This window comes from Flavobacteriales bacterium (assembly GCA_029248105.1).
GTDB lineage: Bacteria > Bacteroidota > Bacteroidia > Flavobacteriales > UBA7312 > UBA8444.
The window spans coordinates 52,649-79,310 of record JAQWJZ010000038.1 but is presented as its reverse complement, the minus strand read 5'-3'; the positions used below and the strand labels follow the sequence as shown (position 1 = coordinate 79,310).

Genomic DNA, 26,662 nt, shown 5'->3' with positions numbered 1-26,662 from the left:
GGTTTGGCACCTCGATGTCGGCTCGTCACATCCTGGGGCTGGAGAAGGTCCCAAGGGTTGGGCTGTTCGCCCATTAAAGTGGCACGCGAGCTGGGTTCAGAACGTCGTGAGACAGTTCGGTCTCTATCTGTTGTGGGCGTTAGAAATTTGCGAGAACCTGACTCTAGTACGAGAGGACCGAGTTGGACAGACCTCTAGTGTACCTGTTGTAACGCCAGTTGCATCGCAGGGTAGCTATGTCTGGATGAGATAAGCGCTGAAAGCATCTAAGCACGAAACTCATCTCAAGATTAGATTTCTTTTAAGGGTCGTTATAGACGATGACGTTGATAGGTCATAGGTGTAAAGGCAGAGATGTCATAGCCGAGTGATACTAATTACCCTTTAGCTTTTTGTAGTTGATTTACTATAACTAAATTGTTTTCTTTTTACAATATATCATAATCTTATTCAAGATTTTATGGTGGTTATTGCAGTGGTGTTCACCTCTTCCCATTCCGAACAGAGAAGTTAAGCCCACTAGCGCAGATGGTACTAGGTTAATCCCTGGGAGAGTATGTCGCCGCCAAATTTTTACAAGCCCCGTTTCTTTGATTCGGGGCTTTTTTTTTAAGCATTTTTAAACGTAATTTGTTAAATGAAAAAGTGGACGCTTTTATTCTTTCTTTTGCCATTTGTTGTTTATGCTCAACAAATAGATTTAGATAAGGTACCCTATAAATCCGCTTTGGTTCATTTACTTCATGCCAATAACCATATTCAACCAATAGACACTACGGATACTGGCTATTCAACATTACAATACCATTCGTTTTCTTCTAAAGGGCAGTTCATTAATGTTAGGCATCAGCAATATTTAACGGATTATCTGCTCTTCAATATCCATTTTGATAAATTTTCTCAAGAAGGTATTTATAATAGGGAGAACCTGAAACTACATAACGTCCAAACGAATTTATTGTTTACTAATAAAAACAAACGTTATCAAGCTCATTTGTACTTAGGTTATCACAAAATTACAATGGATGAAAACGGCGGTATTTTTAATTATGCTTTCAATTTCGATGAGCCACTTCTAAACCAAATCAATTTATTATCAGCTCAAAATGAAGCCAAAAATAGAAATCACGCCTTTTCTCAGAAGTTTAATTTGACGGACAATTGGTCGATATCCAATCAAATCTCGATTCTCAGCAATCGAAGAACATACAGTGATGAATCACCAAATTCTATCTTTTACTCTGATATATATATTGACTCTACTCAAACATACGACTCACTATCCACATTAGATATATCCAATCGTTTTGGAATATCATATAAGAATTTTACTGTAAGTCAGTTGATACACAGTCGTCAAGCTTTTATAAATACCATAGACTCAACCGATAATGACTTGGGTTTAGCTTTTGATTATACAAACGATAGATACGGCATATATTTTAATTCTGAATTTTATCAATCTTCTCATCTTTCATTATTGTTAAGCAAATCGTTTAAAATTAAATCGTCATCACATCAGTTGGCTTTGAGTTATGACAAGACAAGAACGCCTATATTTATCAATTCATATTATTCTAACCATTACCTTTTCGACACTGAATTTTCTAATACAAAGTCGCTAGCAGCTTCTTATCTTTTTATGCTTAAAGATTGGTCATTTAGTACTAAGCTAAATGAATATACTGACTATATTTTTCTTGATCAATCTGCTAAATATCAACAGTATAGATCCTCTATTTTGCATTGGCACAATAAGCTATCCTTAGGATGGAACTGGAAAAAGTTTCGTACCCTTCATAGCATTGATTATCATTACACTGATAATACACGTATTTTACGTTTTCCTAATTTTAATTATACCACAACTTGGTGGTTAGAATCGGATTTGTTCGGGGATAACTTAAATACTCAAGTCGGTGCTCAACTGAATTATTTTACTGCATATTATGCTCAAGCATATAACCCTGCTTTAGCTCTCTATCAATTGCAGGATACACAATTTGTGGGTGAAGTTCCTTTACTTTCGGCCTTCATTAACCTTAAAGTTCACAATATGAACATCAATATAAAGTATAGAAATGTACTGTCTTTATTAAAAGAAAATACAGATATGCATTATTTTATTCCCAATTACCCCAACTATCCGCCTACAATTCAATTTTCTGTTGTTTGGAAACTATCTAATTTTTCTAACAAAGCCTTATAGATAAGTAGTTTTTTGACAAATCATAAAGAGTTGTTAGATGAAATCAGATTTTAGACTGACAAATACCCATCCTTTTTCGATAAACATTTTAGTATGCCCCCCCCTCTCTAGGACTTCTTAGAGGTAGTTTTGTGCTCGTTTAAATTACGGTAAAAAAGTGTTTCGCTGTATTGTTTATTGAGGTAAAATTAAAGAGTATGAAAGTATTAAAGCTTACTCTTTTGTTTGTACTTGTTTTTAGCGGTATTTCTGCTTTTTCACAAGATAAACAGAAAGATAAAAATAAAACAATAAAACAAAAAGACTCTTATTTATTGTTCGAATTGGGTGTGGTATATCCAGAGTTGGAATTTATTGATTCTTATGGTGCTCACAGCCTTAATTCCGATGCAGTGAATATTTCAAGTAATAGATTAGCTATTGGTGGCGGTGGTGTTAAAAAGGTGGCTTTAACCACTTACTGGAGTAAAGGAGGTAATACAGGAACAGCAGCTGGAACTCACTTTTTAGGGACTACTGACGCAAAAGATGTAGTATTTAAAACTAACGCTTTGGAGCGATTTAGAATAAAAAGCGATGGCAGTAGAGCCTTGTTTGCCAATCCGGGTGATTTTTCAATGCCTGGTCTTTCTCCCACAGCTGTACTCGGAATAGACGGAACAAATCATTCTCGCTTACGCTTAACGGCTGGAGATGCTGAAACTTTTGATGATACTAAGGGTGCAAGCATTGATTTGCATGGAAACACTTCTACTGCAAATTCAGGAGTATTGGATTTAGTAGCTGGTCAAGCGGCTAGTGGTACTTCAGCAGCCATTAAGTTTTGGACTAATACCACTGGAGCTATGGGCGGACAACAAACAAGTGCGGTTATTACAGGAGAAGGAAATATGGGGCTTGGCGTTGCAACTCCATCAGAGAAATTAGAAGTTGATGGTAATATAGAAATTGTCAATGGAGCATTAATTTTAACCGATACAGTTACAGGAGACAGATATTCAGTATCTATAGCTAGTGGAAGTTTAGTGCTTACATTACTCCCTTAAAAGAAAAAAACCTAACAAGTTTGATAGGACGATTAGTCCTTATCAAAGCACTTTAAAAAAAATTCTGTTGTTGGTCGATAAGCCAACAACAGAATTCATTTATTCATTTAAAACCTAACACCAATGAAAAAAATCATTTTAATATTTATCCTATTTACAAATTATACATACGCTCAAATTACACTTAATGCACTGAGAACCAATTTAACGGATTCAGAAATTACCAACTTGAGTAGTGCTGTGCCGGGCGATACTTATATAAGCTCTGATAGCAACAAAATTTATTCAATTAATCATCAGGGGCTTGCTGAAGAAAACACCAATCAAGTCCAAGATTTTTTAGCAATTTGGAAAGCGGACTCAGCTGGCGGTACGTACCAAACTAATGATATTGTTAATCATACTGGCGACTTATACAAAAACATCACAGCACTAAATACAGATGTATCTCCCGATGCAGATAATAGCAATTGGATGGAGATGACTTTTTTAGCTGTAGGTGACATTAAACAAGGTTTTCAAGCTAGCGATCATAACGGTTGGATAAAATTAGATGGCCGTCTTATTACTTCATTAAGCTCATCACAACAAACTAACACCATATCTTTAGGTTTTAGCACAAATCTTCCAGACGCTAAATCGAGTGTATTGATGCAAAACGATAGCACTTTAGGCAGTGTCACAGGAAGTAATACCAAAACGATATCTCAATCTAATTTGCCCAATATTAATCTAACAGGAACGGCAATTTTTAATGATTCAAAAAGTTTTAATTCTGAAACAGGTAATGGGAATTCAGCTTTCGGCTCAACTACTCCAATAGCAAATTATGCCATTACAAAAAATGTTAGTGTCAATGTTCCTTTGGGTGGAAGCGATACACCATTAGATATAACGCCTCAAACGTTAAGTGTGAATACCTTTGTGTATTTAGGGAATTAATCAGGTTTTTTGTTTCTTTTTCTTAGCAGCAGGGAAGAGGACATTATTTAGGATAAGTCGATATCCAGGTGAGTTAGGGTGTAATTCTAATTCTGTTTTTGGGTCACCTACTTTGTGCTGATAGTCTTCAGGGTCGTGACCACCATAAAACGTCCAAGTACCCTTGCCAAACTGGCCATGAATATAACGTGCTTCATTCACCGATGCTGTTTCACCCATAATGAGGACATCCGATTTGATGTATTCTTTTTTAAAGGCTGTGGTTTGTCCCATAAAGCCTTTAATGACTTGTTCGTGATTTTGACATAGCATGGTAGGTACTGGATCCCATTTGGCAGAAAACTCAAATAAGGTGAAAAAGTCTAAAGATTGATTTAGCCTTCTGCTTCGTGTGGCATCTATACTAGAGTACTCGTATTGATTGGGGTTTTTTACAAGAGAAAAATCTTTGAAAGCAAAAGTGTTATCAAAGTTCAGTTTTTCTTGAGCTTGGGGGTCTGCGCCGTCACCATCAAACATATATTCGCAAATATCCACATCTTTGGCTGCTAGGGCAATGTCATAAGTATCGGTTGCCGAACACATAGCAAAAAGGAAGCCGCCACCGGCAGTAAACTCTCTTATTTTAAGAGCCACTTCTAACTTGGCTTGAGCCACTTTCTGAAAACCCATTTTTTTTGCCGATTGTTCAAAGTCTTGTTTTTGTTTTCTGTACCATTCGGCGTTTTTGTAGGCGGCATAAAACTTACCGTATTGACCGGTGAAATCCTCGTGATGAAGGTGTAACCAGTCGTAAAGTGGGAGTGAGCCGCCAATAACCTCTTCGTCATAAACCAAATCGTAAGGTATTTCGGCATAGGTAAGTGCTAGAGTTACAGCATCGTCCCAAGGCAGTTTGCTCTTTGGGGAATAGACGGCTATTTTGGGTACTTTTTCTAATTTTACTACATCTTGATTGACCTCTGGACTAGCAATTTCTCTTAGTATTTGAGTGGATTGAACATCGGCAATAATCTGAAAAGAAACGCCTCTTATTCTACATTCTTTTTCTATGAGTTCTTGATTTTTAATCAAAAAGCTTCCCCCTCTGTAGTTGAGCAACCAATCAACCTCTTGTTCTTTTTCTAAAACCCAATAGGCAATTCCATATGCTTTGAGGTGGTTTGTTTGAGTATCGTCCATAGGAATGAGAATATAGGACGCCCAAGCGTTAATTTGAAGGAACAGGAAAAAAAATACTAAAATCAGTCTTGTCATTTTTTAGAAAGGTGCCGAGTCGTCGTCATTCATGCTAGACGGCATAACGTCGTCGTTACTGAATCCAAAACTATCCAAGTCGGTAAATTTGGCAAGTTGAGGGATAAATCGAAGTTTAATATTCTCTAAAGAGCCGTTACGGTGTTTTGCTACAATAATTTCTCCTTGTCCTATACAGTCGGGATCTTTTCCAGGTTCTGTATCAGGCCATTCTGTAAATCCGTAATATTCTGGTCGGTATATAAAGCATACGATATCTGCATCTTGCTCAATAGCACCCGATTCCCTAAGGTCGGAAAGCATAGGACGTTTATCGCCACCCCTTGTTTCTACGGCTCTACTCAATTGTGATAGGGCAATGATAGGGATATTTAGCTCCTTAGCGATACTTTTTAATGAACGTGAAATAGTACTAATCTCTTGCTCTCTGTTACCACTCTTGTTAGAACTTCCTGCATGCATTAGCTGAAGGTAGTCAATTACTACTAATTCAACACCGTTATTCCTTACTAGTCTTCTGCACTTTGCTCTGAGTTCGAAAATGGTAAGTGCAGGAGTATCATCGATAAATAGAGGGGCTTCGGAAAGCTTGGTAATTTGTTGGTTCAATTGAATCCATTCGTGATCTTCTAAATTACCTTTTCTCAGTTTTTGAGCAGGGATACCAGACTCACTAGCAATAAGTCGATTAACGAGCTGTACTGATGACATCTCTAGAGAGAATACAGCTACGGGTTTTTTGAATTGTACAGCTGTATTCCTTGCCATAGATAATACAAATGCTGTTTTTCCCATACCAGGTCTAGCAGCTAGAATGACTAAATCAGAACTTTGCCATCCTGAAGTAACCCTGTCTAACTCTGAAAAGCCGGACGGTACACCGCTTAATCCATCTTCTTTATTTTTAATTTCTTCAATTTGGTTTAAGGCTTGTAAGATAAGCGTGCTCATCTTGTCATAATTCTTACGTATGTTGCCTTCCGATATTTCAAATAAACCTTGTTCGGCGGCATTTAATAAGTCAAAAACATCGGAAGTATCGTCATAAGCATCTTTAATAGTTTGGCTAGAAATGCGAATAAGTTCACGCTGAATGAATTTTTGTGCGATGATTCTGGCGTGTGTTTCTATGTTGGCTGCTGAAGCAATACGTTCAGTCAGTTTTGTGACAAAAGAAGGTCCGCCAACTTCTTTGAGCTCACCTTTCTTCTTCAGTTGCTCAACAATAGTAAGTATATCGACTTTTTTTGCAGAATTAAACAAATCTTCAATAGCAGAAAATATCTTCTGATGTTCGTATTTGTAAAAACTTTCAGGTTTTAGAAGTTCAATAGCATTAGATAGGGCATCGTTGTCAATCATTAATGCTCCAAGAACAGCTTGTTCTAAGTCAAGGGCCTGTGGTGGTAGTTTGCCATCGGCAGACTTCATTACCATAGGTTTGATATTTGTTTTTTTATTTTTCTTATTCTCCTGCATATATTACTCCTTAAATGCGCCCATACTTCCAAACTTTTCAATACGTTCTTGAATTCTATTCTCAGTACTTTTTGCTTCCAGTTCTTTGGTTATCTTTAAAATATTCTTTTTGATGTTGTCGTACATAAAATTCACATCTCTATGAGCTCCACCTGTAGGTTCGTCAATGATACCATCTATAAGCCCATTTTTAAGCATATCATGAGATGTTAATTTTAAGGCGTTAGCCGCTTTTTCTTTATGGTCCCAGCTTCTCCATAGAATAGAAGAGCAGGACTCTGGAGAAATTACCGAGTACCAAGTATTTTCCAACATCAATACTCTATCGCCAATGCCTATTCCTAATGCTCCTCCCGAAGCGCCTTCTCCTATAACAATGCATATTACTGGTACTTTGAGCTGTACCATTTCTATGAGGTTTCTTGCTATCGCTTCACCTTGTCCTCTTTCTTCAGCCTCCAAGCCAGGATATGCACCTGGGGTATCAATAAAAGTAACGATTGGGCGGTTAAACTTTTCAGCCATCTTCATCAGACGAAGAGCTTTTCTATATCCTTCAGGATTGGCCATTCCGAAATTTCTATACTGACGCATTTTGGTGTTTTTCCCTTTTTGCTGACCAATAAGCATAAACACTTTGCCGTCGATTTTTGCCCAACCACCAATCATTGCTTTATCATCTTTCACGGTTCTATCACCATGAAGTTCGATAAACTCGTCTGTGATCTCATCGATATATTCTAAGGTATAAGGGCGTTGAGGATGACGTGAAAGTTGTACTCTTTGCCAAGCTGATAGGTTAGAATATATTTCTTTCTTTTTGGCTTCTAATTTCTTTTTTAAATCGGAAATAGTTTGATTTACCTCTATACCTTCTCTACCCAATTGTTCCGCTTGTTGAAGATTTACCATTAAATCTTCAATAGGTTTTTCGAAATCCAAGTATTCAATCTCTGTCATTACTCTAGTAAATTTAGTAATTTTTAATAAATAAAAAGGAAATTCAAGTTTAGAAAAATTTATGTGATTACTTTTGTATTTTGACAATAAATTTTATCAACAATGTTATTTTTTCCAAATGCTAAAATAAATATAGGTTTAAACATCACCTCTAAAAGAGAAGATGGCTACCATAATTTGGAAACTATTTTCTATCCCATTAAGTGGTGTGATGCTTTGGAAATAACACCCTCAAAATCCTTGAGCTTCAAGAGTAGCGGCATTCCAATTCCGGGCGATGGTAATTTATGTTTAAAAGCTTACGAGCTTATGAAAGGTCATTATGATTTGGAGCCTGTTGACATTCATTTACACAAAAATATTCCTATTGGTGCTGGTTTGGGTGGTGGTTCTTCTGATGCCGCTTTTACTTTAATGGGCTTGAATACTATTTTTGATTTAGGTTTAGACAAGATTGAGCTCAAAAAGATTGCTCTTCAGTTGGGTGCAGATTGCCCTTTCTTTATAGACAACGAACCTTCATTAGCAAGTGGAATAGGGGAGGTTTTAAGTCCTACAAAATTGGATTTAAGTGCTTACCATTTGTTTGTCGTTAAACCGGATATTTTTGTATCTACAGCAGAAGCTTTTTCTTCTATTATTCCTCATCTTCCTTCAAAGTCTATTCAAGAAGAGGTCAATAGGCCTATTGAAGATTGGACACTAAAAAATGACTTCGAACAAAGTATTTTTCCTCAATATCCAGACCTATTGGAAATTAAAAACAAGCTAATAGCTGCAGGGGCAGTCTATGCTTCAATGAGCGGTAGTGGATCGTCTATTTACGGTATCTTCTCTGAAAAACCTGACTTACACTTTCATAATTGCCACCTTTTTCATCAAGTTTTATAGTTATTTTATTCTCTCGATAAGCTTATCGTGTAAAAAATGGGTATTACTGTTAAATTTTTATACATTTGCAGCCCTTTTGCGATACGTAGAGGTAAAAGGAATGATTTTTAAGTTAAATAATCTTTCACACAAGGTTCGCATATCCTCTAGCTAAAGTGTGAGATACAAAATTGGACATACATTATGTCAGAAGAAAAAAAACCAGTAGCCAAGAAAACGACTACTAAAAAAACAGCTACTAAAAAGGCACCTGCCAAAAAAACAACCGCTAAAAAGGTTAAAGAAGAAGTAGCAGAAACTCCACAAGTAGAAGAAGTAGTAGCAGAAGCTCCAGCCGTTGAAGAAACTCCAAAAGCTGAAGAAGTATCTGTAGAAACTCCTGCCGTTGAAGAAACTGAAGCAGTAGTAGAAGAAAAAGCTCCAGCAAAAGCGGAGAGAATGACAAGCCCAGATGAAGATAAAGATTTCGATTGGGAAATCTATGAAATGGGTAGTGTAGAATATACTGATGACGTAAGAAAAGAACTTGAAAAAGATTACGAAACAGCCTTAAGCACGATCGATTCAGAGCAAGTGCTTGATGGTACTGTAGTTTCTATTACAGATAGAGAGGTTATCGTAAACATCAATTACAAGTCTGACGGTATCATTTCAAGAAACGAATTCAGATACAACGAAGAATTAAAAGCTGGCGATACTGTTGAAGTTCTTGTAGAAAAGAAAGAAGACAAAAAAGGTCAGTTGATTCTTTCTCACAAAAAAGCACGTGTATTGCGTTCTTGGGAGAGAGTTAATGAAGCACATGATAAAGATATCGTTCTTGAAGGGTTTATTAAGTGTAGAACTAAAGGTGGTATGATTGTTGAGGTCTTAGGTCTTGAAGCATTCTTGCCTGGTTCTCAAATTGACATCAAGCCAATTCGTGATTATGACGAATACGTTGGTAAAAAGATGGAATTCAAAGTGGTGAAAATCAACCACGAGTTCCGTAACGTAGTTGTTTCTCATAAAGCACTTATTGAGGCTGACTTAGAAGAGCAGAAGAAGGAAATCATGTCTAAACTTGAAGTTGGACAAGTACTAGAAGGAATGGTTAAAAACATTACTTCTTACGGTGTATTTGTGGACTTAGGTGGTATAGACGGATTAATTCACATTACGGATTTATCTTGGGGTAGAGTAAATCACCCAGATGAAATCGTAGAGCTAGATTCTAAGATTAACGTTGTAATTCTTGAATTTGACGATGACAAGAGAAGAATCCAATTAGGATTGAAGCAATTGACAGCTCATCCTTGGGATGGTTTAGATGACAAAATTTCTGTTGGTGATAATATCAAAGGAAAAGTTGTTGTTGTTGCCGATTATGGTGCTTTTGTTGAGGTACAAACAGGTATTGAGGCATTAGTTCACGTTTCTGAAATGTCATGGTCTACTCACCTAAGAAGTGCTAGTGACTTCTTAAAAGTAGGTCAAGAGATTGAGGCGCAAGTTTTAACTCTAGATAGAGAGGAAAGAAAAATGTCTTTAGGAATGAAACAATTACAACCAGATCCATGGGCTGAAATTGCTAAGAAATTCCCAACTGGAAGTAACCAAAAAGTAACCGTTAGAAACTTTACCAACTTCGGTATTTTTGTTGAGCTAGAAGAAGGTGTTGATGGTTTAATTCATATCTCAGATTTATCATGGGAGAAGAAAATTAAGCATCCATCAGAATTTACTAAGGTCGGCGAAGTTATTGAAGCTCAAGTTCTTGAATTGGACTTAGAGGCTAGAAAACTTAGTCTTGGTGTAAAACAATTGCATGATAACCCTTGGGACGGATACGAAAGTGTATTCGGAGAAGGTTCAGAGCATGAAGGTGAAGTGAAAGACATTACCAAAAATGGTGCTACTATCATTCTTACTCATGGTGTTGAAGCATTTGCTCCAAAAAGACACCTTGCAAAAGAAGACGATAGCAAAGTAGCAGTAGGTGAAAAACTCACTTTCCGTGTACTCGAATTCCAAAAAGATTCTCAAAAAATTATTGTTTCACATACAGTGATTTTCAAAGAAGTTAAAATGGAAGAGGCTAAAAAGACGAAGAAAAACGTTGCTAAAGTTCAGCAATCTCAACAGAAAAGTACTCTAGGAGATATGGACGAGTTAATAGCTTTAAAAGAGAGCATGGATAAAGATGCTAAGAAAAAGAAGAAGTAATCTTCAAATTATATTTAAGAAAGGCCCTATTTTCATAGGGTCTTTTTTTATGTTATAGAATGAATAATTAATTTATATTTGCTTTTTGAAATGAGCAAGCCCAAAAGCATACTCGATCACCAACAAATTCAAATCATAATCAGTCGATTATGTCATCAGTTGGTTGAAAATCACGACGATTTTTCTAATACTATTTTAATTGGTCTACAACCTAGAGGTGTTCGCCTTTGTCAGCGCATAAAAACCTGTTTAGAATCTATCGATTCTAACTTTGAGCTCGAGGTTGGTAGTCTAGACATCACCTTTTACAGAGATGATTTTAGAAGGAGAGAAGACCCTTTGATAGCCAGTAGTACCTCATTAGATGTTTCTTTGGAAGGTAAGAAAGTGGTTGTTATAGACGATGTTTTATATACAGGACGCTCTGTCAGAGCGTCATTAGACGCCTTATTAGATTATGGTCGCCCATTATCCGTTGAACTATTAGTGCTTATTGACAGACGTTTGAGTCGCCATGTGCCTATCCAACCCGATTATGTGGGCTGTACCATAGATGTTGTTGCCGATGAAAGGGTATCTGTTGAATGGGGAGATAACGAACGTGTAATTTTAAAAAGTGAATGAGTACTTTAAGTGTTAAACATCTTTTAGGAATTAAGAATCTTCAAAAAGAAGATATAGACCTTATTTTTAAAACTGCAGATAACTTCAAAGAAGTAATCAACCGACCTATCAGAAAAGTGCCATCACTTAGAGATATTACCATTGCCAACTTATTCTTTGAAAACTCTACACGTACACGTTTATCGTTTGAATTAGCTGAAAAACGCCTATCGGCTGATACGCTTAATTTTTCTGCCGCATCATCGTCAGTCAAAAAAGGAGAAACACTAATAGATACCGTTAATAATATACTCGCAATGAAAGTGGATATGATAGTGATGCGTCACCCCGATGCAGGAGCTTCTACTTTCTTAGCCAATCATATTGATGTGCCTATCGTCAATGCGGGTGACGGTTCTCACGAGCACCCTACACAAGCTCTTTTAGACGCCTATTCTATAAGAGAAAAGTATGGCGATGTAAAAGGAAAAAAAGTGGTTATTGTAGGAGATATCCTTCATTCACGAGTAGCACTATCCAATATTTTCTGTCTAAAAATGATGGGTGCTGAAGTGAAAGTTTGTGGCCCCTCAACCCTTATGCCAAAATATATAGAATCGCTAGGAGTTACTTACGAGGCTAATCTAATGAGTGCTTTAGAGTGGTGCGATATAGCCAATATGCTTCGCATACAGTTAGAGCGTCAAGACACCAAATTTTTCCCCTCGCTCAAAGAATACAGTATGATGTACGGTTTAAACAAAGAGCGTTTGGATTCACTGTCTAAGCACATTACCGTTATGCACCCAGGCCCTATCAATAGAGGTGTTGAAATAACTTCCGATGTAGCAGACTCCAAACAATCTATTATTCTTAATCAGGTAGAAAATGGTGTCGCTATACGAATGGCTGTTTTATATTTATTAGCCAATAGCATTAAAAAATAATATGTCACAGAATTGGACGATACAGAATAGCTGTCTGATTGTTAAGCTCTCAAGGCCATCAGAGGATTTGTCTTTTATAGAGCGCTTATATAATCAAGATTGCAAGCACATTATACTGGATTTAAGCGAAGTTTTAGGTGTTAACGAGTCCTATTTAACAAAGTTTGCTAAATTTGGTAAAAATCTAGTCAATACTAATTCGTTTGTTATGATTTCTAATACATGTCTTCACGATGATTTATTGGTTGTGCCAACACTTCAAGAAGCATTTGACATTATAGAATTGGAAGACATCGAACGTTCACTTAATATTTAACACCTTTATTATGAAGAAAATTTTATTTTTTACGATTGCTATTATTACAAGTTTTACGCTTTTAGCACAAAACAAACCGTGTGTGCCTGACGTTTCTTTACAAGACTCAACTTTTGGTTTATGGCCAGACACTATTCAAAATCTTGCTATTGCTCAAGTAGATACGTATTATGAACAACACATACAAATCAAAACACCTGCTACGGTTGGTGAGGTCATGGGTGACCCTTACGAAATAGAAGTTTTTGGCTTCCCTGTAAATATTGCACCTTTGTCTATTGATAGTATTAAATTAGTTGATGTTAATGGATTACCTTCAGTAATGTCTACTTATCTTTCTAATCCAGACTCTGTCTTTGAAGGTAATGCTTTAGCTTGTGTTACGCTATTTGGTACACCAGGACAAAACGAAATGAATAATTATGACTTGAATTTACTTATTGACGGTTGGATAAGTGTTGCTGGACTTGGAACAGTTTCTTTGTATGATCAATTAGGTGATTACGAGAATATAGAAGGTTATAATTTTATCGTTCAATCAGAGGCTGTTTCTGTAGAGGAAAATAACGATTTGGCATTTTCTGTATCTCAGAATTCGCCCAATCCATTTTCATATACAACTTCAATAGAATTCAACTCAGATACTGAAGGAGATTTCCTCTTTACTGTTATCAATATTTTGGGTGAAGTACAGGAGAATAGAGTAGTTAGAGCGAACTATGGATCGAACAAAATTGATGTGGACGCTGCAACTTTGTCTTCTGGAATTTATTTTTACACACTTAGCAATACTAAGGAGCTAATAACTAAAAAAATGATAATCAATAAAAATTAATGTCATTCGAATTAACAATATTAGGCTGTAATTCAGCTATCCCTACAAACCATAGAAAACCTACCGCTCAGTTGCTGAACGTGGCTGAGCGGTTTTTTTTAATCGATTGTGGTGAAGGAACACAGCTGCAATTGAGGAAGTATAAACTAAGAATGCAAAGCATTCAGCATATCTTCATTTCACACCTGCATGGCGACCATTACTTTGGTCTGATAGGCTTTATTTCTACTATGCATTTGTTAGGTCGTGAAAAAGAACTTAATATTTATGCTCCAGCTGAGTTAAAAGAAATTATTTACATTCAATTGTCGGCCTCAAAAACAGAGTTGCGTTTCCCTTTATTTTTTCACGAATTTGGTTTTGATGAACCCGAACTTTTGATGGAAAATAATGATTTGACAGTACATACTATCCCACTTTCTCATTCTTTACCTTGCTGTGGGTTTTTGTTTAAAGAAAAAGATAAGCCTAGAAGAATGAGAAAAGAAAAAATAGAAGAATACAATATTCCATTAGATCGTGTGCCTGAAATAAAAGCAGGTGGAGATTATACTCTTTCAGATGGTACTGTTATACCTCACCTTGAATTAACACGAGGAGCTCAGTTATCTCGCTCATTCGCTTTTTGTAGCGATACATCGTATCATGAAGCAATCATTCCACAAATTAAAGGTGTAGATATGCTCTATCACGAAGCTACTTTTTTAGATGAATTAAAGGTAAGAGCACGTCAAACTATGCATTCCACAGCTAAAGAAGCAGCAACTATAGCATTAAAATCTCAAGTTGGGCGACTTATTATTGGTCATTATTCCCAACGGTATTTTGACTTAAACCCTTTGTTAGATGAAGCTCAATCTGTTTTTCCAGATACATTATTAGCTACTGAAGGAGAGAAGTATGTAGTAAAACGAGAATATGATTCTGATTGCTGATAGCGGTAGTAGCACAACAGAATGGCGTTTGCTTGATGGCGATAGCATTTCTCAGTTTCAGTGTATTGGATTGAACCCCTATATCGTGGATAATTCCATCATCACTGATGTGATCAGTCAGTTAGAAATTCCCTATTCATCGGTTAAGAAGCTTCATTTTTATGGTGCAGGTTGTGCATCTTCGGAGAAATCCGAATTTATGCTATCAATCTTAAAATCGATTTTTACTAATGCAGATATAAGCGTTCATTCAGACCTGCTGGCTGCTGCTCGATCGTTATTGCAAAATAATGATGGTATAATAGGTATATTAGGAACGGGTTCTAACGTAGCCAAATACAATGGTGATATTGTCGAGCCTTTTTCTACAAGTATGGGTTATTTGCTTGGAGATGAGGGTAGTGGTAATGCTTTAGGTAAGCGTTTGCTGAAGGCTTATCTAAGTGATTCTCTTGATGATGACTTGAATTTAAAAATAGGACTAGACAAACCTTCAATTTTAAATCAGCTATATGCTCATTCTTTTCCCAATCGTTATTTGGCATCCTTCGCTAAGATGATGTTTAGAAATAGAAATCATCCGCAAATAGCACCACTTATAAAGGCAACGTTTGATGAATGGATAGAAGTGTGTCTATTGCCATACCAAATCACGGAAATTTCTATCTGTGGATCTATATCCTATTATTTTCATTCTGAATTGAAGAGAAGTTGCGAGAGTTATGGAATTTCTGTCAATTCTGTTCTAGAAAAACCGATAGCAGCTTTGACTCTTTATCATAAAGCTTATCAATAAGAAAAATGCTATCTTTGTCCAATATGAAAAAGCTCCTTTTATTTATAATAGCACTACTTCCACTTGGGCTTTTGTTTGCTCAAGATACAATGGTACTAACGTTTGATCAAGAGAATCTAATCCCTAGTACTAATACCTTTAAATGTGAAGGTTCGTATACCTATTTTACAATAAATACCACTCCGGCTGATACCTTTTACTCCGTAACCCTCGAAAAAGATGGTGTTATTTTAGAACAAGGAAATTATACATCTATAAACAGTCAGTCGCCAGGTATTTTAGCTTTAGACTCCTTAATATATGCCGGTTTTTATGAGTTAACCGTTATATCTTTGTCAAACAATATTACGTTTACGGACACATTTTCTTTTGTAAATCCTTTGCCCTTAAATTTTGAATATACAACCAACAATCCACAGTCTTGTATTACGTATGGCGATATCCTTATCAGTGGAATTAGTGGAGGTGCTTCACCCTACAGCTTAGGAAAAGTAGATGCAATTGGCGAATTCGATCCAATCTATTTTCAAAACCAAAATGTTACAACTTATACTATTGAAGATTTGATTGCAGGTTACTATTCTGTTTCTCTACAAGATTCTTATGGTTGTGTATTTACCCTAGGATCTGACAATCCAATAGAAATTGTTCAAGGTCCTGATCCCATAAATATTATTTCAACAGCACAAGAAGATTCTTTTCGTATTTGTACGCAAGGTGGAGTTCTTCCAATTAGTTATGTTTTGAATGACGACACCCTGACGACTAACGATTCTTGCGTGGCTTATGCACTTTGTGCTGGAAATTATACTCTTATTGTATTCGATGCTGTTTCCAATTCTTTATGTGCTGACACAGTTGATTTTACTATTGATATGATTGACGGCTTTATAGAGCAAGAAACGTCTACCATGATAGTTGAATCTGGTGGAGTAAGACCATTTAGCTATTCTTGGACAAAAGACAACGCTATTCAAGATGGTCAGACAGATTCTGTATATGACGGAGGGTTATGTCCTGGATCATATACATGTACTCTCATAGACAAATCCAATTGTACTTCTAGTTTTGACTTGGTGATAGATGAAATTGAATCTAATCTTATTGAAGAAGTTGATTGTTTTGATAGTGAATTTTCTGCTTTAGAGACAGCAGTAACGGGTGGTACTTCTCCTTATGAATACCTTTGGAATACTAATGAGACAACATCGAATATAACGGGGCTAAGCCCACAGAAATATAGTGTTACCATTACCGATAATAACGATTGCCAGTTGATTGATGAATTTGAGGTGCCTGTTGTTTTTGATAGCTGTTTGTTCAATGCTTTCAGTCCTAATGGCGATCTTGTCAATGATACTTGGGCGCTTAACCCTTCATTTTTATACGAAAACTCTGAGGTGATTATTTACAACAGATGGGGTGCTAAGATTTATCAATCTTTAGGTTATAAGCAAGCTTGGGATGGAAGAAATTCTGCAGGTAACTTAGTAAAAGAGGGAGTGTATTTTTACTCTATTCTTCTTAAAAATGGACACGATAATATTAAGGGTTCGATATCTGTTTTTTATTGATTTTCCACCCAATTCACAGAATATCGTTTTAGCCAAGTAATTTGTCTTTTGGCGTATCTTCTCGAGTTTTGTTTGACAAGTTCTATAGCTCGTTCAAAAGTGATTTCGTCATTTAGATATTGAAAGAACTCTATATATCCTACCGTTTTTAAAGCATTTAGATTTTGATAGTCAGCAAGACTTTTTACTTCATTTAATAACCCTTTTTCAACCATTATATCCACCCTGTTGTTTATTCTTTGGTATAGACTTTCTCTATCCATTCTAATGGAATAGTATTCGATATCAAATGGTCTTATTTTTTGCTCACTATTTTTGAAGCTGCTAAATGTACTGCCGCTTTGTACACAGACTTCCAAACACCTTAAAAGCCTTTGATGATTATTGGTGTCTGCACTAGCGTAAAATTGAGGGTCTACATTCTTTACTTCGTTTTGTAGCCATTGCAAACCTCTCTTTTCAAATTGTTCCCTAAGCTCTGTTCTTACCGACTCTTGAATATCAGGAAATGTGTCTAATCCTTTACACACAGCATCAATATATAATCCTGATCCGCCAACCATCACTAAAGTATTGTGCTTTTTAAAGAGCTCATCAATCTTCATTATGGCGTCTTTTTCGAAAAGTCCTACATTGTAATTTTCGTGAATACTTTTGTGTTGAATAAAATGGTGTTTTACCGTAGCTAATTCTTGTGGTTCTGGAACGGCAGTGCCTATTTTCATTTCCTTGTAAAACTGCCTTGAGTCAGCGGAAATAATTTCGGTATTATACTTAAGAGCTAACTTTATCGCTAAGCTAGTTTTACCAACAGCTGTTGGGCCGTAAATAACTAAGAGCTTCTTCTTAGTAGCCTTCATAGTTTTCGAATTCATTAAATTCGTCTAAAGCGTCACCGAATATATCTTCTTCTTCTGTCAAATTATCTTCATCAGAGATGAATTGAACCATTGGGGCTTCTTCTGGCATATTTCCAAATGATAGTACTACTTCAGCTTCTTCAACTTCCTTTAACTCGTCGATTTCTTCAACTTCAATCATAAATCGCCACAAAATTAGGAAATCATTAACGTAGAGTAGTTTTTCTGTATTTTGGAAAATGTCGTTTACACTGATGTTTTGCATTTCTCTTGAAGATGGCTCCATGGCGATTAGTGGAATCTCTTCCCCTTGTTCCCATTCTTCATTTGTTAAATAAAAAGCAGCCATCTCTTCAGGTTTAAGCCCAAAAGAAGACACTATTACTTTGTGTAAGTCTTCAAGAGTATTGTCGGTGTTAATACGAATTTCTCTAAATACATCATCGTTGTGGTCAAGAACAATATTTAATTTAACAGTCATAAATTTTATTTTTTTGGTTTTAAACCTATTTCAGCAGCTTTCTTTATCAAAAATTGATAAGCTTCATCTTTTTCATTTGCAATTACCCCATCTAGAATGGCTTCTTTAATTGCTGTTTTTAATATCCCAATTTCTTTACTTGGCTTAATATCAAAAATATTGATTATTTCTTCTCCACTTATGGGTGGCTGCATATTTCTGATATGATCTCTTTCTTCAACATCTTTTATCTTCTTCCTTACAAGTTGAAAGTTATTTAGATAGCGTTTTACTTTTTCAGGGTTTTTTGATGTGATATCAGCATCGCAAAGCGTCATTAAATCCTCAATATCTTCACCGGCATCAAATAATAATCGTCTTACGGCCGAATCGGTAACTATCTCTTGTGCCAAAACTATAGGTCTCAAATGCAGTTTTACTAGCTTCTTGACATATTTCATCTTTTCATTCATTGGTAATTTGAGTTGCTTGAAAATTTTTGGCACCATTTTAGAGCCTAAAAATTCGTGTCCGTGAAATGTCCAACCTTGTTTTTCTTCGAACTTTTTTGTGTCAGGTTTAGCTATGTCATGAAGAATTGCAGCCCATCTCAACCATAAGTTATTGGTGTTTTGACTGATGTTGTCTAGCACTTGTAGGGTATGATAAAAATTATCTTTGTGTCCTTTATTGTCAATAACTTCAACGCCTTGTAATTCAACCATTTTAGGGAAAAATTGGTGGAGTAGATTGGTATTGAATAGTAGCTTAAATCCAATTGAAGGCTTAGTAGAAAGTATGATTTTATTCAATTCTTCCGTTATACGTTCTTGCGATATGATTTCTAGCCTTAGAGCATTTTCTTTTATAGCCTGCAAGGACTGGTCTTCAATTTGAAAATTCAATTGGCTAGCAAAACGAATGGCTCTCATCATTCTGAGAGGGTCATCGGAATAGGTGATGTTGGGTTCTAACGGTGTCCTTATAATTTTCTTTTCTATATCCTTTAACCCATCGAAAGGGTCAATAAGTTCACCGAAATATTCCTTATTTAATCTTATAGCTAAGGCATTAATGGTAAAGTCTCTTCTATTTTGATCGTCTTCTAAAGTGCCATCTTCTACTATTGGTTTCCTTGAATTGGAACGATATGATTCTTTTCTAGCTCCCACAAACTCTAGTTCCAGGTCCTGATGGCGTAGCATGGCAGTTCCAAAGTTTTTAAATACTTGTACTTTAGTATCGTTTCCTAACAATTCACTGACTCTATTGGCTAATTCAATCCCACTTCCTACACACACAAAATCAATATCTGTTGGTTGTGCACGTTCAAGAATAATATCTCTCACAAATCCGCCAATGACATAAGTTTCATATCCTAAGGCATCTGCGGCTTGAGATACTATAGAAAAAATAGGGTTTTGGATATGTTCTTTTAGGTTCACTTATCTAATAATTTTAATCTCTCCGTTGTTTTTTAGCTTGATGATGTTGGATGCTTGCTGTTTAGTATTTTCATTTTGTCGGTAATTTACTATGAAATCTACTCCTTCCAAAATACTATCACTTATAGAAGAGAAATCGATTGGTGTTTTTTCTCCGCTAACGTTAGCCGAAGTAGAAATGATAGGTTTACCAAATCGTTTGATAAGCTGTTCGCAAAAAGAATCTTTAGCTAGGCGTATTCCGCAAGAGCCATCATCTGCAATAGCATTTGTTGCTATGCCTTTCACTTGGTCATAGATTATTGTTAAAGGTTTATCTGTTGTTTCTATCAAGTCCCAAGCGATATCGGGCATATTTACAACAGTTCTTTCTAACATAACTTCAGAGCCCACCAATACTATTAGCGCTTTGGAAGAAGAGCGTCCCTTTAGATTGAATATCTTTTGTATAGCATCTGGATTGCTAGCGTCACACCCTATACCCCAAACGGTGTCAGTAGGATATAAAATTAGTCCTCCGCTTCTTAAGATGTCAAGGCAGTTTTGAATATCTTCTTTCATCAAATGGTTTGATATAGGTTTATAAGTCGCTTTGCAATTTTATCATCGGTAAAGTTTTGAGCGTGTTTTTTTCCTTCTTCTATCATTTTCTTTCTTCGTAACTTGTTAGTGCTTATATCTAATATTTCATTTTTCATCTGCTCAATGTCATTGGGGTTTATGTATGAGCTATGTGCTCCTCCTGGCTCAGAAAAGCAGCCGCCTTGAGATGTTATAACAGGAACGCCACAGAATAAAGATTCTAAAATAGGTATGCCGAAGCCTTCAAAAAATGATGGGTAAATCATTATTTCAGCTTGTTGATATATAGCTGCCATTTCTTTCAAAGATAAATTAGTCAACATTAAAACACGATTATTAATCTTGTGTGTTTGAATGAAATCAAGACATTTTGTTTTGTATTTTTTGCCATTGCCTATCACTACTAGTTGGTAGTTTGGAAGTTCTTTCAAACACTTTAGTAAGCTAAGGAGATTTTTACGTTCCTCAATAGTGCCAACGTACAATAGGTATTTTTTTGGCAGCTGATATTTAGTGCTAATTTCTACTTTAAAATCGTCTTCTTGCTCTTCTTGAAAGGCTTTGTTGCAGCCTTGGTATACTACCTCAATCTTATCTTCTGAAATATTAAAGAAACGAATAATGTCTTCTTTTGTCTGTTGGCTTACAGCAATAATTTTGTCGGCAATTTCACAAGCATATTGACTTTTTTTGACATAAGAGACTCTATCCGCTTTTTTAAAATATTGAGGGTATCGAATAGCAATTAAATCATGAATGCTTACAACAGTTTTTATTTCTGTTTTATCTATGCCATAGGGCAGTTCGTGGCTCAGTCCATGAAAGTGACTGACACCATCTCTTACTAAATCATTCTTTAACCTTAAAGTTCGCCATACAGAGCTGAATTTATGATTGAAAAAGCCTAATGGTGAATGAATATAATAGTGATTTCGATTTTTTAAAAATGACAAGCGTTCATTTTCTATTTCTTTTGGTGTGTATAGATGGTATTCATTATGGCTAAAATATTGTCCAAGAATACGAATAGTGTCCCTAGAGTAATTGCCTAATCCAGTATTATTGAAAAAGGCTCTTTTAGCATCAAACCCTATTTTCATTATACGGCTACATTGTATTCTCTTAGCGCGTCGTTAAGAGAGGTTTTTTTATCAGTACTTTCTTTTCGCTTGCCAATGATTAGAGCGCAAGGGACTCCATATTCACCCGCTTGAAATGATTTGGGATAAGTTCCAGGAATAACAACAGATCTTTCAGGTACTATGCCTTTATATTCGATTGGTTTTTCACCAGTGACATCAATGATTTTTGTTGAAGCTGTTAGAACAACATTAGCACCTAACACAGCTTCTTTTTCTACTCTCACTCCTTCAACAACTATACACCTTGAGCCAATAAATGCACTGTCTTCAATAATCACAGGTGAGGCTTGTAAAGGTTCCAAAACTCCACCAATACCTACACCACCACTTAAATGAACATTTTTGCCTATTTGAGCGCAAGACCCTACAGTAGCCCATGTATCTACCATAGTGCCACTGTCAACGTAGGCGCCAATATTCACGTAAGACGGCATCATAATAACTCCTTTAGCTAAAAAAGCACCATATCTAGCAACAGCATGAGGAACAACACGAACTCCTAATTCAGCATAATTGCTTTTTAATTTCATCTTATCGTGAAATTCCATTGGACCAGCTTCTAGAGTTTCCATCTTTTGGATAGGGAAATATAAAATTACGGCTTTTTTTATCCATTCATTTACAACCCATTTGCCCTCTTTGTTGTCCGAAACACGAAGACGGCCTTTGTCCAATTCTTCTATAATGTAACGAATACTTTCTTGAGTTTTACTATCGTTTAAAAGCTCACGATTTTCCCAAGCTTGTTCTATTATTAATTTTTGTTGTTCAATCATAGGAGCAAAGATAGTTAAATGCTTTATTTTTGCACTATGTCAAGAGTGTTAGCAATCGATTATGGTCAAAAGCGAGTGGGTATTGCAATTACGGATGAGGAACAAATTATAGCCTCTGCTCTAACAACCCTAAATTCAAAGGATGTAATCCCTTTCCTAAAAGATTATTTGGATAAAGAAGTTGTGGAGTGTTTTGTCGTAGGTTTAGCCAAAAACCTTGATGATACACCTTCTGAAAGTGCTCGTTTTATAGAGCCTTTTGTAAGACGTTTAAAAGATGCTTTTCCTGAAGTTAGTATAGAAAGAGTCGATGAGCGTTTTACCTCAAAAATGGCTTTCCAAACAATGATAGATGCAGGGTTGAAGCAACGTAAAAGAAGGGACAAAGGCTTAGTAGACAAAATAAGTGCTACTCTTATTCTTCAATCATTTCTGGACGCTAGAAAGTAATTTTTCTTTTAAAAATTGCGCTGTATACGATTTCTTATTTTTAACTAATTCTTCTGGTGTTCCTTGAAAAAGTAGTTCTCCACCATTTTCTCCTCCTTCAGGGCCTAAGTCTATTATCCAGTCGGCACATTTTATAACATCAGAATTGTGTTCTACACAGATAATTGTGTGTCCGTTTTCAATTAAGGCATTAAAGGAGTTTAGCAACTTTTTAATATCGTGAAAATGTAAGCCGGTTGTAGGTTCATCAAATATAAACATGGTCTTTTCGGACTTATGCCCTTTGCTTAAAAAGAAGGCTAACTTTATTCTCTGTGCTTCACCGCCACTGAGCGTATTTGACGATTGCCCAAGTTGAATGTAGCCTAAGCCTACCTGTTGCAGCGGTAGAAGTTTAGAAACGATTTTCTTTTTATCATTTTTATCAAAAAATGAAACCGCTTCATCTATGGTCATTTCCAATATATGAGCAATGTTTTTACCCTTAAATGTAATATCTAAAGTTTCATTTTTGAATCGTTGTCCTTTACAGCTTTCGCATTCTAAATGAACATCTGCCATAAATTGCATTTCTATGGTGATGTTACCCTCTCCTTCACATACCTCGCATCTACCACCTGAAACGTTAAAAGAGAAATGGCCACTTTTGTATCCTCTAGCTTTAGATAACTCTTGTCTTGCGAATAAATTTCTTATTTCGTCATAAGCCTTCAAATAGGTCACTGGATTTGATCGAGATGACCTGCCAATAGGATTTTGGTTGATAAACTCAATATGTTGAACAAGTTTGGTGTCTCCCTCAACACTATCATGAGCTCCTAGTTTAGAGGCGTAGCCTTGTATGCTTTTTTGTATAGCCGGAAATAATATTTGTTTGACGAGTGAGCTTTTTCCTGAGCCACTAACTCCAGAAACTACGGTTAAGCATTCTAAAGGAAAACGGACATTAATATTTTTAAGATTATTTTCTCTGGCACCATTTATTAAAATAGCATGTTGGCTTTTTCTACGTTGATATGGTATTTCAATACTCTCTTTATTGGATAAGTATTGTGCTGTTAAGCTTTCTGTATTATTACCAATGTTTTCAAGTTTACCTTGATAAACTATATTACCCCCATTTTTGCCAGCTAGCGGGCCAATATCAATAATTTCGTCTGCTGCCATCATTATTTCCTCGTCATGTTCAACGACAACAACTGTATTTCCTAACTCTTTTAGAGAATGTAAGATGTCAATTAACTTTTGAGTGTCTTTGGAATGTAATCCGATACTTGGTTCATCTAGGATATACAAAGATCCAACCAAACTACTTGCTAAGGAAGTTGCTAAATTTATTCGTTGCGATTCTCCGCCTGAAAGGGTAGAGGACAAACGGTTTAGTGTTAAATAACCTAAGCCCACATTATCTAAGAATTGTACTCTGTTTTTTATTTCTTGAATTATACGATCAGCTATTACTGATTCGGTACTAGAAAGTTTTATGTCTGATACTAGTTTGAGTAGTTTGCTAATTGGCAAATGAACAATGTCATTGATTGTCTTCTTTCCAACTTCTACGTATAAAGCCTCTTTTCTTAGTCGAGTGCCGTTACACTCGGGGCATGTGTTTTTGCCTCTGTATCGAGCCAATAACACTCTATTTTGCACTTTATAATTCTCTCTTTCTAAAAGTTGAAAAAACTGACGTATACCTTTTACCCCTTTTGCTCCATTCCACACTAGCTTTTTCTCATCTTCGTTGAGGTCGTTGTACGGCCGATGAATAGGGAAATCGTGTTTAGAAGAGTTAAGAACAAAGCGTTCTTTCCAACGGCTAAGCTTTTCTCCTTTCCAGCAATTTATGGCACCTTCGTAAATGGAAAGTGATTTGTTAGGAATGACTTTATCTTCATCTATTCCTAGAACAGAGCCAAAGCCTTCACACATTTTACATGCCCCATATGGGTTGTTGAAACTGAACAAATGTTCTGAAGGTAGTTCAAACGAAATTCCATCTAATTCAAAGCGATTTGAAAACTCTTTGATTCCCTTGTCAACAATTTCAATAGCGCACTCTCCGTTACCTTCAAAAAGTGCGATTTGAATACTATCGGCTAATCGGTTTAAATTATCATTTTCAAGATTGACCATTAATCTATCAATAACCACCCAAATCGTTTTATCTTTTCCTATTGCTGAATAGTCTTCAATACTATCCAATCTAAGAATTTCTGTATTTACTTTGATTCTAGAAAAGCCTTTTAAGCTTAGTTTATCTAAGTTTTCTTGAATAGAGTTTTTAGAAAGGTCAAGTTTAAACAAAACAAGAACCTTATTGCCGATTTTTTGTTCGCAAACGTAATCTACAACATCACTTACTTGATGTTTTTTGACTTCTTTTTTTGAAATAGGGGAAATAGTTTTGCCAACTCTAGCAAATAATAGTTTTAAATAGTCATAAATTTCTGTAGAAGTGCCAACTGTTGATCTTGGGTTTTGAGTATTTACTTTCTGTTCAATAGCTATAGCGGGTGAGATCCCCTTAATATGATCAACATCTGGTTTTTGTAACTTGCCTAAGAATTGTCTAGCGTATGAAGATAGGCTTTCTATGTAGCGTCTTTGTCCTTCAGCAAACAAGGTGTCAAATGCTAAAGATGATTTTCCCGATCCTGAAACTCCAGTAATAACAACTAATTTTCTTTTTGGAATTGCAACATCAATATTTTTGAGGTTGTGCATTCTTGCCCCTCTAATAGTGATGTATTTTTGATTGTCTTTTTGCACTTGTTTTAAAGGCATTGTTTTGTTTTAATTTTAGCGGAATTTTGCAAATTTACGGTTTTATCATTTGGAATTTTACTAAAAGTCATTTATATTTGAACCAGTTAACGACCAATTGAATGGTCATTTTTAGTGTAATTTAAATCATTCGCCTATAGATACATATCTACCTTTTAATTAGTATTAATTTAAAATTGTTAGATATGTTATTACACAAAGTCTCCGATAAGGATTTAGTCTCATCTTACATTAATGGAAATCCACTAGCTTTAGATGAACTAGTTACTAGACATCAGTCAAGAGTATTAAGTTTTATTAACTCTAAGGTCAGGAATCTACAACTTGCTGAGGATATTTTTCAAGATGCCTTTTTTAAAGTCATTAAGTCACTAAATTCAGGTAAATATAATGAAGAAGGTAAGTTTTTGCCATGGTTGATGCGTATTTCTCATAATCTTGTTATTGATTACTTTAGACAAAATAAGAGAATGCCCAAGGTAGCTCAATCTAAAAGCTTAGAGAATTTCGACATTTTTGATGTTATCGGAAATGGTGAAAAATCTAAAGAATACGATATGATGGAAGATGAGCAAACGCAGATGTTACGTCGTTTAATCTCCGAGTTGCCGAATGAGCAAAAAGAAGTTCTTGTAATGCGCCACTACGAAGATTTAAGCTTTAAGGAAATTGCAGAAAAAACAGGTGTGAGTATAAATACAGCTCTTGGTAGAATGCGTTATGCATTAATAAATATTCGTAAACTACTAGAAGAGAATAACGTGGATTTAACCATAAATTATAGTTGATGCAATAAAGGTTGTTAGACTTGCGTTATAGTAGCATAATTTAAAATCTACTATATGTATAAAACCTTTACTCAAAATGATTTAATTAGATTCTTGTATAATGAAATGAATTCAGAAGAATCCATATTGTTGAAAGATGCATTGCTTAATGATGCAGAGTTATGTGCAACATATCACAAGTTAAAGTCTTCAATGGATTTATTAGACGCTGAACGTTATTCGTTAACACCATCTGATTTTAGTCTTGCAAAAATTAAGTCTTATGCAAGAGGATTTTCATCAAAACCATCAAAATATTTAAATAGAATTGATTTGGTTTTGAATTAGTTAATAACATATTTTTAACATGCCCTTCTTATTAATTTAAGAGGGGCTTTTTT

The 26,662-nt window shown here is 35.6% G+C and carries 25 protein-coding genes and 2 rRNA genes; 17 read left to right on the top strand and 10 right to left on the bottom strand.

The genetic code is table 11. From position 1 onward, the window contains the following. From P8I29_07535 to P8I29_07515, 5 genes are all read left to right on the top strand, one after another. Nucleotides 1-397 (top strand): 23S ribosomal RNA (locus P8I29_07535); the annotation flags it as partial. A 62-nt stretch (nt 398-459) separates the two neighbouring features. Then, a 5S ribosomal RNA gene (gene rrf, locus P8I29_07530) occupies nt 460-571 on the top strand. Between the two features lie 66 nt (nt 572-637). Then, on the top strand, nt 638-2,209 hold the full coding sequence (locus P8I29_07525; GenBank protein MDG1917640.1) for a hypothetical protein: 1,572 nt from the start codon (nt 638-640) through the stop codon (nt 2,207-2,209). Nucleotides 2,210-2,406: 197 nt separating this feature from the next. After that, nucleotides 2,407-3,255: a hypothetical protein gene (locus P8I29_07520; protein MDG1917639.1), complete on the top strand. Its 849-nt coding sequence runs from the start codon at nt 2,407-2,409 to the stop codon at nt 3,253-3,255. A gap of 123 nt (nt 3,256-3,378) precedes the next feature. Beyond that, nucleotides 3,379-4,197 (top strand): hypothetical protein, encoded by an 819-nt coding sequence (locus tag P8I29_07515; protein ID MDG1917638.1) that lies wholly within the window; start codon nt 3,379-3,381, stop codon nt 4,195-4,197. Here P8I29_07515 and P8I29_07510 read toward each other — a convergent pair whose 3' ends face one another. From P8I29_07510 to P8I29_07500, 3 genes are read right to left on the bottom strand one after another with little or no spacing between them, the layout of a single operon-like run. Then, nucleotides 4,198-5,454, bottom strand: a complete 1,257-nt coding sequence (locus P8I29_07510; protein MDG1917637.1) for an asparagine synthetase B — start codon at nt 5,452-5,454, stop codon at nt 4,198-4,200. Nucleotides 5,455-5,457: 3 nt separating this feature from the next. Continuing rightward, complete coding sequence (gene dnaB, locus P8I29_07505) at nt 5,458-6,891, bottom strand: replicative DNA helicase (protein ID MDG1917636.1); 1,434 nt, start codon at nt 6,889-6,891, stop codon at nt 5,458-5,460. Nucleotides 6,892-6,936: 45 nt separating this feature from the next. Then, entirely contained in the window at nt 6,937-7,884 is a 948-nt protein-coding gene (locus tag P8I29_07500; GenBank protein MDG1917635.1) for an acetyl-CoA carboxylase carboxyltransferase subunit alpha, read from the bottom strand. A gap of 111 nt (nt 7,885-7,995) precedes the next feature. Between P8I29_07500 and ispE the strand changes: the two genes are divergently transcribed. The 9 genes from ispE (at nt 7,996) to P8I29_07455 (ending at nt 16,995) form a co-directional block, all read left to right on the top strand. Continuing rightward, on the top strand, nt 7,996-8,784 hold the full coding sequence (gene ispE, locus P8I29_07495; protein ID MDG1917634.1) for a 4-(cytidine 5'-diphospho)-2-C-methyl-D-erythritol kinase: 789 nt from the start codon (nt 7,996-7,998) through the stop codon (nt 8,782-8,784). Between the two features lie 183 nt (nt 8,785-8,967). Next, nucleotides 8,968-10,989 carry a 30S ribosomal protein S1 gene (gene rpsA / locus P8I29_07490; protein MDG1917633.1) on the top strand — a complete coding sequence of 674 codons (2,022 nt, stop codon included), beginning with the start codon at nt 8,968-8,970 and terminating at the stop codon, nt 10,987-10,989. A gap of 90 nt (nt 10,990-11,079) precedes the next feature. Beyond that, the gene (gene pyrR / locus P8I29_07485) at nt 11,080-11,613 is read left to right on the top strand and encodes a bifunctional pyr operon transcriptional regulator/uracil phosphoribosyltransferase PyrR (GenBank protein ID MDG1917632.1); all 534 of its coding nucleotides are present in this window, start codon (nt 11,080-11,082) and stop codon (nt 11,611-11,613) included. Continuing rightward, entirely contained in the window at nt 11,610-12,539 is a 930-nt protein-coding gene (locus P8I29_07480; GenBank protein MDG1917631.1) for an aspartate carbamoyltransferase catalytic subunit, read from the top strand. Before pyrR ends, P8I29_07480 begins: the two co-directional genes overlap by 4 nt. Before the next feature lies 1 nt (nt 12,540). Then, nucleotides 12,541-12,855: a hypothetical protein gene (locus P8I29_07475; GenBank protein MDG1917630.1), complete on the top strand. Its 315-nt coding sequence runs from the start codon at nt 12,541-12,543 to the stop codon at nt 12,853-12,855. A 10-nt stretch (nt 12,856-12,865) separates the two neighbouring features. Next, nucleotides 12,866-13,690, top strand: coding sequence for a T9SS type A sorting domain-containing protein (locus P8I29_07470; GenBank protein ID MDG1917629.1), 825 nt, complete (start codon nt 12,866-12,868; stop codon nt 13,688-13,690). Then, the gene (locus P8I29_07465) at nt 13,690-14,625 is read left to right on the top strand and encodes a ribonuclease Z (protein MDG1917628.1); all 936 of its coding nucleotides are present in this window, start codon (nt 13,690-13,692) and stop codon (nt 14,623-14,625) included. Before P8I29_07470 ends, P8I29_07465 begins: the two co-directional genes overlap by 1 nt. Continuing rightward, nucleotides 14,609-15,421: a hypothetical protein gene (locus P8I29_07460; protein ID MDG1917627.1), complete on the top strand. Its 813-nt coding sequence runs from the start codon at nt 14,609-14,611 to the stop codon at nt 15,419-15,421. The genes P8I29_07465 and P8I29_07460 overlap by 17 nt, the downstream gene beginning before the upstream one ends. Nucleotides 15,422-15,444: 23 nt before the next feature. Further along, nucleotides 15,445-16,995, top strand: a complete 1,551-nt coding sequence (locus P8I29_07455) for a gliding motility-associated C-terminal domain-containing protein (GenBank protein ID MDG1917626.1) — start codon at nt 15,445-15,447, stop codon at nt 16,993-16,995. Here the strand turns inward: P8I29_07455 and miaA are convergent. From miaA to P8I29_07425, 6 genes are read right to left on the bottom strand one after another with little or no spacing between them, the layout of a single operon-like run. Continuing rightward, nucleotides 16,989-17,870, bottom strand: a complete 882-nt coding sequence (gene miaA, locus P8I29_07450; protein MDG1917625.1) for a tRNA (adenosine(37)-N6)-dimethylallyltransferase MiaA — start codon at nt 17,868-17,870, stop codon at nt 16,989-16,991. The two genes, P8I29_07455 and miaA, sit on opposite strands and share 7 nt — an antisense overlap. Further along, a complete protein-coding gene (locus P8I29_07445) occupies nt 17,842-18,336 on the bottom strand; it encodes a hypothetical protein (GenBank protein MDG1917624.1) in 495 nt (164 codons plus the stop codon). Before P8I29_07445 ends, miaA begins: the two co-directional genes overlap by 29 nt. A 5-nt stretch (nt 18,337-18,341) precedes the next feature. Beyond that, nucleotides 18,342-19,760, bottom strand: a complete 1,419-nt coding sequence (locus P8I29_07440) for an HD domain-containing protein (GenBank protein MDG1917623.1) — start codon at nt 19,758-19,760, stop codon at nt 18,342-18,344. Beyond that, nucleotides 19,761-20,321, bottom strand: coding sequence for an L-threonylcarbamoyladenylate synthase (locus tag P8I29_07435; GenBank protein MDG1917622.1), 561 nt, complete (start codon nt 20,319-20,321; stop codon nt 19,761-19,763). Then, nucleotides 20,321-21,442 (bottom strand): glycosyltransferase family 1 protein, encoded by a 1,122-nt coding sequence (locus P8I29_07430; protein MDG1917621.1) that lies wholly within the window; start codon nt 21,440-21,442, stop codon nt 20,321-20,323. The genes P8I29_07435 and P8I29_07430 overlap by 1 nt, the downstream gene beginning before the upstream one ends. Continuing rightward, on the bottom strand, nt 21,442-22,260 hold the full coding sequence (locus P8I29_07425) for a 2,3,4,5-tetrahydropyridine-2,6-dicarboxylate N-succinyltransferase (protein MDG1917620.1): 819 nt from the start codon (nt 22,258-22,260) through the stop codon (nt 21,442-21,444). Before P8I29_07425 ends, P8I29_07430 begins: the two co-directional genes overlap by 1 nt. 36 nt (nt 22,261-22,296) lie before the next feature. On the opposite strand from P8I29_07425, the gene ruvX reads away from it, so the two are divergent. Next, entirely contained in the window at nt 22,297-22,710 is a 414-nt protein-coding gene (gene ruvX / locus P8I29_07420) for a Holliday junction resolvase RuvX (GenBank protein ID MDG1917619.1), read from the top strand. On the opposite strand, the gene uvrA is transcribed toward ruvX, so the two are convergent. Then, nucleotides 22,687-25,494: an excinuclease ABC subunit UvrA gene (gene uvrA, locus P8I29_07415; protein MDG1917618.1), complete on the bottom strand. Its 2,808-nt coding sequence runs from the start codon at nt 25,492-25,494 to the stop codon at nt 22,687-22,689. The genes ruvX and uvrA overlap by 24 nt on opposite strands. A 185-nt stretch (nt 25,495-25,679) precedes the next feature. Here uvrA and P8I29_07410 point away from each other — a divergent pair, with 185 nt between their 5' ends. Both P8I29_07410 and P8I29_07405 read left to right on the top strand, forming a co-directional pair. Further along, the gene (locus tag P8I29_07410) at nt 25,680-26,282 is read left to right on the top strand and encodes a sigma-70 family RNA polymerase sigma factor (GenBank protein MDG1917617.1); all 603 of its coding nucleotides are present in this window, start codon (nt 25,680-25,682) and stop codon (nt 26,280-26,282) included. Between the two features lie 54 nt (nt 26,283-26,336). After that, a complete protein-coding gene (locus P8I29_07405; protein ID MDG1917616.1) occupies nt 26,337-26,609 on the top strand; it encodes a hypothetical protein in 273 nt (90 codons plus the stop codon). Nucleotides 26,610-26,662: the final 53 nt, after the last annotated feature.